The following is a 12,676-nucleotide window of genomic DNA, read 5'->3' as shown; positions in this document are numbered from 1 at the left end:
CGACGTTCTGACCGGCGTTGTGGACAATAGGAGCATGGCAGGCGGCGAGACACTGGAGGTCGACGGTCGGCGGATCTCGATCACCAATCTCTCGAAGGTGCTCTATCCGGCGACGGGGACGCGGAAGTTCGAGGTCATCGACTACTACTCGCGGATCGCCGATGTCCTCCTCCCCCACGTACGCAACCGCCTCATCACCCGTAAGCGGTGGCCCAACGGCGTCGAGTCGACCCCGTTCTTCGAGAAGAACGTTCCCGAGAGCGCACCTGACTGGATCCGACGCCACGGCATCCAGCACAGCGAGCGGGTCATCAACTATGCGATGGCCGACGATCGCGCCACGCTGGTCTGGCTCGCGCAGATGGCCGTGCTCGAGATCCACACGCCGCAGTGGCGGCTTCCCATGGGGCCCGACGGCGCGCCGATGGCCAACCGCATCGTCTTCGACCTCGATCCCGGGCCACGGGTGCCGCTGCACCGGACCGCGGAGGTGGCGTGCGAGATCCGCAACTGGCTCGGCGGGGCGACGACGTACCCGGTGACCAGCGGCGGCAAGGGCATCCACCTCTACGCGCGGCTCCCGAAGCCCGTGACGTCGGATGCGGCGCGCAAGGTGGCTCAGGAGGTCGCCAACGAGTTCGCCCGTCAGCACAGCGATTTCATCACCGCCAAGATGTCCAAATCGCTGCGCGACGACAAGGTCTTCATCGACTGGAGCCAGAACACCGCCGCCAAGACCACTCTCGCGCCGTACTCGATGCGCGGACGCGAGCAGCCGTGGGTGGCCGCGCCGCGCACCTGGGAGGAGATGGAGGACCCCGGACTCTCCCAACTGCTCTACACCGAGGTGCTGGACCGCGTCGAGGAGTTCGGCGATCTCCTCGACGGCCTGGACGACCCCTACGACGACGAGCCGGAGGTCGTCGTCGAGCCCGCGGCGGGACAGGTCATCAACCTGAAGGAGTACCGGCGCAAGCGCGACCAGTCGAAGACACCCGAACCCTTCGGCGATGAAGCGCATCGACAGCGCATCGAAGCCGAGAGCTCTGCTGCAGAACCTGATTCCTCGGACACGCAGACCGAGAGGGCACCGATCTTCGTGATCCAGGAGCACCACGCCCGACGGTTGCACTACGACTTCCGGCTGGAACACGACGGGGTCCTGGTGTCGTGGGCCGTACCGAAGAACCTGCCCACCGACCCCGACCAGAACCGGCTCGCGGTGCAGACCGAGGACCACCCGATGGATTACGCCGACTTCGAGGGCGACATCCCGGCGGGCGAATACGGCGGCGGTCACGTGTCCATCTGGGACAGGGGCACATTCGAGCTCGAGAAGTGGCGGGACAAGGAGGTCATCGTCCGCCTCCACGGCGAGCGCGTGCAGGGACGGTACGCCTTGATCCGGACCGGTGAGAAGAACTGGCTTGCCCACCTGATGAGCGACGAACCGCGTCCGATCGTCCCCGACAGCCTCACCGACCCGCGCCCGATGCTCGCGACCGACGAGTCGATCGACGGACTCAACGGTCGAGACTGGGCGTTCGAGGGCAAATGGGACGGATATCGGCTCCTCATCCGTTCGGTCGGCGGCGAGTTCCGGCTCACCTCCCGATCGGGTATCGACATGACCGCCGACTTCCCCGAACTCACCGGCCTCGCAGACGATCTCGGCCTCATGGACGTGGTGCTCGACGGCGAGGTCGTCGCGATCGACTCGTCGGGCCGCACCAATTTCACGCTGCTGACCTCACGTCGGCACACCGACGAGCCGTATTCGTTGCGGCTACACCTGTTCGACATCCTGTTCCTGAACGGTTCGTCGTTGTTGCGCAAGCCATGGTCGGTTCGGCGCGAACTCCTCGAGGAGCTGGCGCCCGCGTTCCGCAACTCCGCCTTCGTCGAAGTGCCGCCGCTGCTTCCGGGCCCGGGATCGGCCGCCGTCGAGTACAGCCGTGAACACAATCTCGAAGGCGTTGTCGCCAAGCGCCGCAACTCGGTGTATCAGCAGGGACGCCGGTCGACGACCTGGCTGAAACACAAGAACTGGAGCGACATCGAGGTCGTGGTCGGCGGATATCGGCCGGGCCGCGGCAACCGCGCGCACACCATCGGTTCCCTGCTCATCGGTTTGCCCGAGGAGACCGGACTCCGCTACGTCGGTCGCGTGGGAACCGGCTTCACCGACGCACAGTTGCGTTCGCTTGCAGAGGAACTCGGACCGTTGGAGATCTCGCGGTCGCCCTTCCTGGACAAACTCGACCGGCCCGTCGAGTCCAGCGCGGTGTGGGTCCTGCCGAAGATCGTCGGCGAGGTCCGGTTCATGGACTGGACGACGGCCGGGCATCTGCGGCATCCCAGCTGGCGGGGGATCCGGAGGGACAAACTGCCCGGTGATCTGTGACCCGGGGCGTGAACCGAGCAGAGGAGCGTGGACATGACGGGTGAGACGATCACCATCTCGGCGGCCGACGGAGAGACCGAAGCCTATGTGGCGCGGCCCGATTCATCCGGGACGTCACCGGGAGTCCTGTTCCTCACCGATGTGATCGGCCTACGACCTCGCATCGAGGCCATGGCCGACCGCATTGCGTCCTGGGGTTACGTCGTGCTGGTGCCGCACCTGTTCCACCGGTACGGGTCCGCGGCCGAGTGGGCGCCCACCGAGGATCTGCTGCTGCCCGAGGCGCGGACCGCATTCTTCCGATCCGCGATGCCGCGGGCACGGACCCTCACGCCCGAGGCGGTACGTCCCGATCTCGTCGCCTACCTCGACGCGCTGCAATCGCTCCCGGGCGTCACACCCGGACGTGTCGGTGTCACGGGCTACTGCATGGGCGGCCGGCTCGCGCTGAACATCGCCGCCGCCCGGCCCGACGACGTCGCCGCGGTCGGCATGTTCCACACCGGCGGCCTGGTGACCGACGACCGCGACAGTCCGCACCTGCATCTCGTCGGCATCGACGCGTTCGTCCTCGCCATCCACGCCGACAAGGATTCATCACTGCCCGCGACGGCGGTCGCGCAGTTCGAGCACGCCCTGACCGGTGGGGGCGTGGCGCACTCGGCGACCGTCTATCCCGGTGCGCCGCACGGGTATACGATGTCCGATCTGGCAGCGTATCACCACGAGGCCTGCGAACATCACTTCGATGAGCTCAAGGCTCTCTTCCGGCGGACGTTGTCGGGGTGAGGTGGGTCCGCTCCGACTGACGCTCACGACGCGGGTGACGACTCCGGTGCGCCGATCGGCCGTCCCTGACGCAGCGGGAGTTCCTTCCAGGTGACCGTTCCGATGATCGCGAGCAGCGCGACGATCGACACCGCCAAGAACACCCGGTCCATCGAGTCGGCGAACCCCTCCTTGATGGGTTGGGCCAGTTCGGCCGGCAGCCTCTCGATGACCGAGGTGTCACTCATGACACTGTCCGACGATCCGGTTGCAACACCGGGATTCTGAGCGGCCGCGATGAGCGAGTGCCCGAATGCGCTGACCTGCGGGTCGCTGCTCTGCGAGGCCTCTACGACCGCGGCCCGGTATTCGGGTTGGGCTGCCGCCGCGACCATCTCGTCCTTGATGTTCGGCCCCATGACGGAGAACAACAGCGAGAAGAAGACCGCGACACCGAGCGTTCCACCGATCTGACGGAAGAAGGTGGCGGTGCCGGTGGAAAGTCCCATGTCCTTGGGCGGCAGGATGTTCTGCATCGCCAGGGTGATCGGCTGCATCAGATTGCCGAGCCCGAAGCCGAGGAGCGCGGCCATCAGCATGACCAGGTAGAGCGGTGTCTCGGTGCCCACCAGGTGCAGCAGGAAAGTGCCCGCGGTGATCAGCACGGCGCCGATGATCGTGAAGATCTTGTAGCGTCCGGTGCGCGAGATCAGCTGGCCCGACAGGATCGAACCGGCCATCAGACCGAGCACCATCGGCAACATCTGGAGGCCGGCGATCATGGGGCTCGATCCGCGGAGGACCTGGAAATACTGCGGCAGCATCGAGATCCCGCCGAACATGACGGCGCCGATGATGACCGAGATGATGATGCCCTGGCTGAACACCCGGTTGGTGAACACGCGCAACGGGATGAGAGCGTCGTCGCCCATGCGGTGCTCGATCCAGATGAACGCGGCGATGCCGGCGACGCCGATCCCGTAGCAGAGGAACGACAGTCCGGAGGTCCATCCCCACTGGCGCCCCTGTTCGGCGACGATGAGCAGCGGAGCCACGGCGACGGCGAGTGCCGTCGCCCCCCAGTAGTCGGTGCGCCCGCCGACGCCCTTCTGCTGGTCGTAGTTGAGCACCTTGTAGACCACGAACAGCGCGACGAGTCCGATCGGCACGTTGACCAGGAACACCCAACGCCAACCGGACACCCAGAGGATCGTCTCCTGGCCGGCGAACAGACCGCCGAGGACCGGTCCGAGGACGCTGGAGGTGCCGAATACGGCGAGGAAGTAGCCCTGGTATTTGGCGCGTTCCCGCGGCGGGACGATGTCGCCGATGGTCGTCAGTGCGAGCGTCATCAAGCCGCCCGCGCCGAGCCCCTGGAAGGCGCGGAACGCGGCGAGTTGATACATCGACGACGCGATCGTGCACAGCAGCGAACCGACGATGAAGATCGAGATCGCCAGCAGGAAGAACGGTTTCCGGCCGTGGAGATCGGACAGCTTGCCGTACAAGGGGGTCACGATCGTCGCGGTGACGAGGTAGGCCGTGGTCACCCAGGCCTGCAGGTCATACCCTTGCAGATCGTCGGCGATGGTCCGGATCGCCGTCGACACGATGGTCTGGTCGAGGGCGGCGAGGAACATGCCCAGCATGAGTCCGGCCAGGATGGTCAGGATCTGGCGATGGGTCAGTCCGGCGCCGGCGACCTCCTCGTCGTGGTTCACCGTGTCGGCGGCCGAAGAGTCTGTCACTGTCGTCCTTTCGGGTCATTCGCATCTGTGTCCGGGCTGCGGTCCGGGCACGCCGGGTGCAGGGCTGCGTCGGCGGCATCGACGAACCGCCCGAGAAGTGTCACGAGGGTGTGGAGTTCGTCGTCGGTCCAGTCGGCCATGACATCGGCCATGGCGGCGCGACGCATCTCGCGCATGGCCACGACGCGATCCCGTCCGGCGGCGGTGATGACGAGCATGGTGGCGCGCCCGTCGTCCGGGTCCGCCTCGCGGCGGATCAGGCCGTGCTCCACGAGCTGAGCCACGTGCCGACTCACCGTCGACGGGTCGGCATTCATCGTCTCGGCGAGGTCGCGCGATCGCATCGACCGTCGCGCGAGCGGGAAGAGCGCCTTGAACGCCGCGGCCTCGAACTCGCCCTCACGCGTACGGAACGTCGTGTGGACCGCCCGTTCGCGGATGCGGACGAAGCGCAGAAGGGTCTCGAAGAGGTCGTCGATCGCGTGTTGATCGAGCACTGTCCTCACCGCCTACCCGAGAAGTTTTACTTGCTCTTTGCAATTAGTTGCAGAGCGCAACTAACACCGCTCGCCAGTGTGCGCGCGAACTCGGGAGAATGCAAACAGCGCCGAAGTCTTGCATCGACGGAGACAAAAGACGGTCGCCGACCTGCCAGGTCGGGGGTTGGCAGGTCGGCGACTCATCGTCGATGTCGCTCGCCGGCCGCTGTGCGTTACAGGGGAGCCGGCACCCGAGCGGGCTGAACCACACCGACGTCATGGGAGTGCGTTGCGCCTCGCGGCCCTGAGGCGATGCGTCGTCGGACCCTGCCTGCGGTTAGCCTCGTGGGAGCCAGGAACCGTGACAGGAGCTCTTCGTGTTCGTTGTCGCCCACATCAGCGACCTGCATTTCAACGGGACGCGGTTCAATCGGGCCCGTATCCAGTCGACGTTGAGCTATATCAACGCCCGCGCCGCCGGGATCGACGTCCTGCTGGTCACCGGTGACATCGCCGATGAAGGTGCCGCGAGCGAGTACCGCGAGGCGTACGGGGTGCTCGAGAGTCCGCTGCCGATGCTCATCACCGCCGGCAACCACGATGTCCGGGAACCGTTCAGCGCGGCCCTGATCGGCACCGAGACCTCTGGTCCGATCAATCACGCGCGGACGGTGCGCGGGCGCGACGGCTCCGACGTCCTCTTCCTGATGTGCGACAGCTCGATGCCCGGACGCAACGACGGTCGTCTCGACGACGCGACCATCTCCTGGCTGTCGGACCGGCTCACCGCGACGTCCGTGGCGACACCGGTGTTCATCGCCTTTCACCATCCGCCGGTCGACCTGCTGATGCCGTTCATGGACTCGATCCGCCAGCGCGACGAGGGCCGCCTCGCCGCCCTGGTGGATCAGCACCCGAACATCGTCGCGTTCCTGTGTGGACACGCCCACACCCCGGCGGTGACCACGTTCGCCGACCGCCCGCTGTGCATCGCACCGGGTGTGTCGTCGACACTGAACCTGCCGTTCGAAGGCCGGGAGGTCGTCAACCGCGGTCAGCCGCCGGGGATCGCGTTCCATCTCTACGACGACGAGCGGTTCGTCACCCACTTCCGATCGGTGATGTTCTGACATTCAGGACGGTGCCGGCAATCGGCCGTTGCGCTTCGGCGCTCGGCATCGAAAGGCAGGCGAGCTACATCGTCGGCGACACGGCACACTCGGTACCGCCCCCGGCGGGGCGACGACGACGCGTCATCTGACGAACCCGCGCAGCAGGTCGGCCATCGCCTCCGGCTGGTCTTCCGGGATGAGAGTCCACGAATCGTCGACGACGACCTTGGATGCGTCCGGGAAGAGCTCGACGAGGCGGTCCGCATGCTCCAGGGGCATCATCCGGTCTTCGATTGCCCAGACCACGAGCACCGGGCGATCGAACCGCCGCATCATGTCCGACAGTTCGAGCAGCCTCCGGCGGGAGGGCGCGCCTGTGGCGAATTTGACCAGATCCCTTCTGATCGATGCGTTTTCGACAGCGGGGCGGAACCACTCGTCGAACAGCGAGTCCGGGATCCCCGACTTCGTCAGCGCGCCATACGCCCGCGTGCTGTGCCGGAAGAATCGAGTGCCCAGCATCCGGGTGAGAATCCACCCGCCGCCGGGCACTCGGCACAACAGCGCCGCGGGACGCGCCGGCTCGGGAGGATAGTTGTCGAAAGCCGTGCACGATGCCAACACCAATCTCCCAACGCGTTTGTCCCGGCCTTGGGAGATCACGAACTGACCACCGCCCCAGTCGTTCAGGACGAGCGTCACGTCATCGAGGTCGAGGGCATCGAGGAAGTCGGCAAGGATCGATGCCACACCCGTCTCAGTGAGGTCCGCGTCGGCGTGCATCGGCTCCGTGTGCGCCCCCATCGGGAGCGTCGGTGTGATGCAACGAAATTCGGGAAGCAGCGGGATCACCTTGCGCCACTGCCGCCCGTCCATCAGCAACCCGTGGCCGAGTACCAGGATCGGCCCGGGACCGCCGGTGTCTTCGTAGGAGATGGAGCCGGCCGGCACGTCGACTGTGGGCACGTCGCCTCCTAGATAGATCGTTCTACTTAGAAGCAAGATAGGCTGGCATCGGCACGATGCGCAAGGGATGGAGACGTCATGGCAGATTCCGCTACTCGCGACCGGATCCTGGAGGCAGCCGCAGAGCTGTACCGGCGGCAGGGCATGCCGGCCACCGGCATCAAACAGATCTCGGCGGCGGCTGAAGCGCCCTACGGTTCGATCTACCATCACTTCCCCGGCGGCAAGGAAGCGATCAGCGTCGAGGTCATCCGACGCGAAGGGTTGCGCTACGGCGCGTTCGTCGGCGCCCAGCTGGAGACGACCGACCCCCTGACCGGCATCCCGACGCTGTTCGAGAACGCCGGAAAACTGTTGGAGTCGCAGGACTACAGCGAGGCCTGCTCCATCGAGACCATCGCACTGGAGGTCGCGAGTACCAACGAGCGTCTCAGGCTGGAATCGGCCGAGGTTTTCGAGAGCTGGTTGACCGGCCTCGCAACGTGGTTCGGACAACTCGAGATCACCGAGCCGGAGCGTCGTCGGCTGGCGTTGATCACGCTGACCGCGCTGGAAGGTGCGTTCGTGTTGTGCCGCACCCTGCGCTCCATCGAACCGATCGTCGTTGCCGGCCACGGCGTGCAGGCGGCCGTGCAGGCGGCCGTCGGCTCGTAGCAACAGACCGTCGACACCGGCGCCTCAGCCCACACTCGTCCACGGACGGCGCCTTTCCGACCGGCGTTCACGGTCGCGCGGCTGCCGCCTCGACGACCGGTGCGATGCTCTGCTGGGTGACCTCGTAGACCCGCGCGGTGGCGATGTCGAAGTACAGACCGACGATGCGTAGCCGCGCTTCTGCTGCGGCGCGCCCGACGAGCGGGTGCCGCGCCAGGGTCTCGATCTGCTTGGCCACGTTCACGACGGCCAGCTGGTCGACCTCGGCCAGTCCCAGCTCGGCCGCGGCGCGCCCGGCGGGGTGTCCGTGCCGAAAGGCCACCCGGCTGGGGATCGCGTGCTTGAGCCATCGCTGGATCGGCGTGCTCTCGGATCCGGCCGGGAGGTCGGATACATCGACCTGTTCGCTGTCGAGCAGCGCATGCATGGCCCCGCACGACGAGTGGCCGCAGACCACGATCGACGACACACCCAACTCGCCGATGGCGAATTCGAGTGCGGCCTCCACGGATACGTCGTCGTCGCTGTCGGTCGGTATCAGATTGCCCACGTTGCGCACCGTGAAGAGGTCCCCCGGGCCGCTCGCCGTGATGATGTTCGGCATCAATCGCGAATCGGCACACGTCACGAAGAACGAGTCGGGATCCTGAGACTCGGTGACATCGGCGAGCATGGCGCGGAGGGCGTCGGCGTGCTCGTTCTCGTACTCGTCGACGCCGCCGAGAACCGATCTGAGTGCGGCCGGGCGGTCCGGGGACGCGGACGCCTGCGACCCGGTTCGGTTACGCCACGGCGTCAGACCGGCGAATCCGGACGTGTGGCGCCGCGGTGGCCGTCGAGGGGCGTCGACGAGCCGAGCGCGACCCTTCTCCACCAGGAGGACCGTGCCGCCGCCGGCCTCGTGCGCCCAACGGAAGTCCTCGAGCATCTCCATCGCCGCGTGATCGAGGAAGTCGGTGTCGAGTTCCAGTGTCAGGTGCGCCTCGTCCGGCACCTGCGACAACGCCTTGTTCAGTTTCGGCAGCGACAGGAAGCTCAGTGAGCCGCGAACACGTACGGTCCACTGACGCTTGTCGTCGGTACTGCCTGCCTGCGAGGTGATCTCGGCGCGAACCACCCGCCATACGACGAGTCCGATCGCCACTGCCAGACCGATCGCGACGCCTTCGAGCAGGTTGAGGAAGACGACCGCGAGCACCGTGATGACGTACACCCACAGGTCGCCCGTCCGCAGCGCGATCTTCATGTGCGCCAGCTTGACCAGCTGGATACCGATGACCACTAGCAGGCCGGCCAGCGCGGCCATGGGGATCTGCTCGACGAGACCAGTGAGCAGTGCCGCGAAGACGAGCACCCACACGCCGTGCATCACCGCCGAGGCCGACGTTCGCGCCCCGGAGTTGACGTTGGTGGTGCTGCGCACGATCACTCCGGTGACGGGCAACCCGCCGAGCATCCCGGAGGTGATGTTCGCACTGCCCTGACCGAGCAGCTCCCGGTTGAGATCGCTGCGTGGGCCGGTGTGCATCTTGTCCACCGCGACCGCTGACAGCAGGGACTCGACACTCGCGATCAGGGCGACCGTCAACACTCCGAGAAGCACTGCGCCCCAACTGCTGTCCGGTAGTTCCGGAAGCGTAATCGCTTCGAAGAAGTTGCCGTCGATACTGATCCGTTCGACGTCCAGGCCGAAGACGATGGTCAGTGCCGTCGCCCCGACGATACCGACGAGCGGTCCCGGCACCTTGCGCACCGCCGAGGGCATCAGTGGCCAGATGAGGAGAAGCGCGATCACGGTGCCTCCCACGAGCGCGTCCGACGTCTCGATGTCGGCGATCCCGGCCGGCAGCGACGTCACGTTCTCCCATGCACTGCTGGCCGAGCTGCCGCCGAGGAGCACGTGAATCTGCTGCAACGCGATCGTGATGCCGATCCCGGCGAGCATCGCGTGGACGACCACGGGAGCGATGGCCAGCGCGGCACCTGCGACCCGGCTCAGGCCGAACAGGATCTGCAACGCACCCGCACCGACGGTGATGAAACATGTAACGCGCCAACCGAAATTGGCGACCATGTCGGCGACCACCACGGTCAGGCCCGCGGCCGGTCCTGAAACCTGGAGTGCGCTACCGCCTATCAGACCGGCGACGATCCCGCCGACGACCGCGGCGATGAGACCGGCGAGCACGGGGGCATCCGATGCGATCGCGATGCCCAATGACAATGGCAGGGCCACAAGGAAAACGACGAGAGATGCCGGTAGGTCGTACCGCACCACCTCGCGAATTCGGGGGCCCCGACTCCCCTTTGTTCGCATATGTCCGAACTTACCGACGGTTTGTTGACTCCAGATGAACTCTGCCATCGGGAAGCTGTGAAACCGCAGGGCAGCAGCGCAACACTGTGATTCACTTCACCGGACTCGGCCGCCCGGTGCGAGGAGATCGGCCCGTCAGGCCGACGATCCCGCCTTCAGGAGCTCTTGGAGGATCCGGCCGCCGATTTCCGGGATCAATCCGGGGCCGGTCTCGGGTAGGTTCTGCGGCAGGAGCCCGGGCTCATGGGTAGCCGGGATACGCGCGGTCCGGGTGGCCTCCACACGTATGCCGGTCTGCTGCGCCTTGGCCAGCGGTGTCCGGTACTTCTCCAGGTCCGTCGCGGTGGTGAGTGTCCCGACGACGCGCAGACCCATGGCACCGAAGTCTGCCGCCCCGCGCCGGATGTGGTTGGGCGACGTGACGAGAACGATGTCCCGGATTCCCTGTGCGCGCAGGATCTCGGCGGTGTTCTGTGCATTGGCGACCGTCGACCCGGACTTGTCCTCGACGAGGATCCGGTCCGCACTGACACCGTTGTCCACGAGCCAGGTCCGCATCGCGGCTGCTTCGGTGATGCCCTTCTTCGGCACCCCTCCGGTGACGACGATCGGTGTGTTGGTGGTCAGTTCCGCCTGTGCCTTCGCCGCGGAGACGCGATTGACGAGCTCCGGCGCCATCTTTCCGTTCGCGTTCAGGCCGTACCCGAGCACGACGATCGCCGGGCGTCCCGACACCGCCTTGGGAGTGGTGTCGGGGACGATCTGCGCGGCGGTCGCGACGCCCGAGATGATGTTGCGGGCCGTTGTCGCCAGGGACGGATTCATCATCGACAACCGGTTCAGGGCCGAGCGTCCTGCGACGACGTCGTCGACCTGGTCCGACCAGATCGCCTGGAGTGCAAGCGCGTCGGTATCGGCCGGCGCCACCGCAAGGACTTGCTGGAGGAGTTCGAGTCCGCCCGCGACGTCACCTCCGGCGAACTTCGACTGCGCGCTGTTGTACAGGCCGGCCGGGTCGATCGCGGAGGCCGTCGTCACAACCGAGGCGTCCGGTCCGGGCAACGTCCCGACCGCCACCCCGCCGAGGGCGGCGACCGCGATCGTCGCTGCCGCCGCCAGTTTCCTGCGCTTCACTCTGGTCACACCAGTCACTCGCGTAACGGTACGAGAGATGCACAACGACCCCGCACCCGTCCGATCCCAGATCAGTAACGGGTGCGGGGCCGGGCAGCGGCGACGCTCAGCGCTTCAGGCCGGCCACCTTCAGCAACTCAGGGCGGCGCAGGACCAGCCCGATCCACATCAGCACGCCGGTGTAGACCGCGAACAAGACCGTGTCGAACAGCGGTGCCTCGATTCGCATGTTGGCGGTGACCGCGCCTCCGAGGTAAGCCGTGATCCCCAGGGCGCCGAGGACTGCGGTGCGCGGGATTGCGAACACGACGAGACAGACCAGCAGGACGATACCCATGACAAGCGCCTGGTCGATCGGGAAACCGAGTTTCGCCATGGAATCGACCACCTCCTGCGGACGCGTCAGCTTGATCACGATGTCGAAGACCAAGAAGGCGCCGATCAGCACACTGATGACGATTCCCGTTGTGCGACGCCAGTTCCTGCGGGTCGGTTGCGCCTCATCGGAGGCGGTGGTGTCAGTTGCGCCCGCCGGGTCGGCGGTGCCTGCGGTGACGGTGTTGCGGCTCATCATGTTCTCCTGGCGAGTGGTGCGAGTGTGTTGTGCAGGGATAGACATGCCTGCTCGTCAGAACTCATCGCGGGGCCGCGGGGGGGGTGTCAGATGGTCTGTGTAAGTCCAGTGCTCATCAGTGAGAGGACAATCTATGAGCATGGCGTTAGACGACAAGCAGCACGACGACGGTCAGCAGCTGCCTGAGCTGGCTGAGCCGCGTTCGACCGCGGAGGTGGCCGAGGCGCTGGAGGCCTCGGGCATGGTCGATGAGTTGTTGGCCCAGATCGATACCGGCCAGGTCCAGATCACCGGCGACGGCGGCCTGATCCCGGGTCTGATCAAACTCGCCCTCGAACGCGGCCTGAAGGCCGAGCTAACCGATCACCTCGGCTATGCCAAGGGCGATCCGGCCGGTCGGCAACTGCCCAACGCCCGCAACGGATCGAGCCCGAAAACGGTGGACTCCGCGGCCGGGCCGGTCGAGTTGAACGTTCCTCGTGACCGTGAGGGCACGTTCACCCCACGCCTGGTACCCAAG

General features: G+C 66.3%; 11 protein-coding genes. 5 read left to right on the top strand and 6 right to left on the bottom strand.

From position 1 onward, the window contains the following. Window positions 1-34 precede the first annotated feature (34 nt). Window positions 35-2,404, top strand: coding sequence for an ATP-dependent DNA ligase (locus tag KB201_RS13290; protein ID WP_058252299.1), 2,370 nt, complete (start codon window positions 35-37; stop codon window positions 2,402-2,404). Window positions 2,405-2,437: 33 nt separating this feature from the next. Next, window positions 2,438-3,193 (top strand): dienelactone hydrolase family protein, encoded by a 756-nt coding sequence (locus tag KB201_RS13285; RefSeq protein WP_058252300.1) that lies wholly within the window; start codon window positions 2,438-2,440, stop codon window positions 3,191-3,193. 23 nt (window positions 3,194-3,216) lie between these two features. On the opposite strand, the gene KB201_RS13280 is transcribed toward KB201_RS13285, so the two are convergent. Beyond that, the gene (locus tag KB201_RS13280; RefSeq protein ID WP_058252301.1) at window positions 3,217-4,920 is read right to left on the bottom strand and encodes an MDR family MFS transporter; all 1,704 of its coding nucleotides are present in this window, start codon (window positions 4,918-4,920) and stop codon (window positions 3,217-3,219) included. Next, window positions 4,917-5,417 carry a MarR family winged helix-turn-helix transcriptional regulator gene (locus tag KB201_RS13275; protein WP_058252302.1) on the bottom strand — a complete coding sequence of 167 codons (501 nt, stop codon included), beginning with the start codon at window positions 5,415-5,417 and terminating at the stop codon, window positions 4,917-4,919. Before KB201_RS13275 ends, KB201_RS13280 begins: the two co-directional genes overlap by 4 nt. A gap of 359 nt (window positions 5,418-5,776) precedes the next feature. Between KB201_RS13275 and KB201_RS13270 the strand changes: the two genes are divergently transcribed. Continuing rightward, window positions 5,777-6,529: a metallophosphoesterase gene (locus KB201_RS13270; protein ID WP_058252303.1), complete on the top strand. Its 753-nt coding sequence runs from the start codon at window positions 5,777-5,779 to the stop codon at window positions 6,527-6,529. Between the two features lie 123 nt (window positions 6,530-6,652). Here the strand turns inward: KB201_RS13270 and KB201_RS13265 are convergent, their stop codons facing one another. Then, window positions 6,653-7,477 carry an alpha/beta fold hydrolase gene (locus KB201_RS13265; protein ID WP_058252304.1) on the bottom strand — a complete coding sequence of 275 codons (825 nt, stop codon included), beginning with the start codon at window positions 7,475-7,477 and terminating at the stop codon, window positions 6,653-6,655. 78 nt (window positions 7,478-7,555) lie between these two features. Here KB201_RS13265 and KB201_RS13260 point away from each other — a divergent pair, with 78 nt between their 5' ends. Beyond that, complete coding sequence (locus KB201_RS13260) at window positions 7,556-8,131, top strand: TetR/AcrR family transcriptional regulator (RefSeq protein WP_058252305.1); 576 nt, start codon at window positions 7,556-7,558, stop codon at window positions 8,129-8,131. Between the two features lie 67 nt (window positions 8,132-8,198). Here KB201_RS13260 and KB201_RS13255 read toward each other — a convergent pair whose 3' ends face one another. The 3 genes from KB201_RS13255 to KB201_RS13245 all read right to left on the bottom strand — a co-directional run bounded on the left by KB201_RS13255 (window position 8,199) and on the right by KB201_RS13245 (window position 12,153). Next, window positions 8,199-10,448, bottom strand: a complete 2,250-nt coding sequence (locus tag KB201_RS13255) for a bifunctional SulP family inorganic anion transporter/carbonic anhydrase (protein WP_078113292.1) — start codon at window positions 10,446-10,448, stop codon at window positions 8,199-8,201. A gap of 135 nt (window positions 10,449-10,583) precedes the next feature. Beyond that, complete coding sequence (locus KB201_RS13250) at window positions 10,584-11,591, bottom strand: YdcF family protein (protein ID WP_058252307.1); 1,008 nt, start codon at window positions 11,589-11,591, stop codon at window positions 10,584-10,586. A 97-nt stretch (window positions 11,592-11,688) separates the two neighbouring features. Next, on the bottom strand, window positions 11,689-12,153 hold the full coding sequence (locus KB201_RS13245) for a DoxX family protein (protein WP_058252328.1): 465 nt from the start codon (window positions 12,151-12,153) through the stop codon (window positions 11,689-11,691). Between the two features lie 136 nt (window positions 12,154-12,289). On the opposite strand from KB201_RS13245, the gene KB201_RS13240 reads away from it, so the two are divergent. Continuing rightward, a partial coding sequence (locus KB201_RS13240; protein ID WP_211539450.1) for a transposase occupies window positions 12,290-12,676 on the top strand: 387 nt, incomplete at its 3' end.

Origin of the sequence: Gordonia sp. SCSIO 19800 (assembly GCF_018132775.1) — a bacterium.
In the GTDB taxonomy this organism is placed as follows: Bacteria; Actinomycetota; Actinomycetes; order Mycobacteriales; family Mycobacteriaceae; genus Gordonia; species Gordonia hongkongensis.
This window is presented reverse-complemented; position numbering and strand designations above follow the sequence as displayed.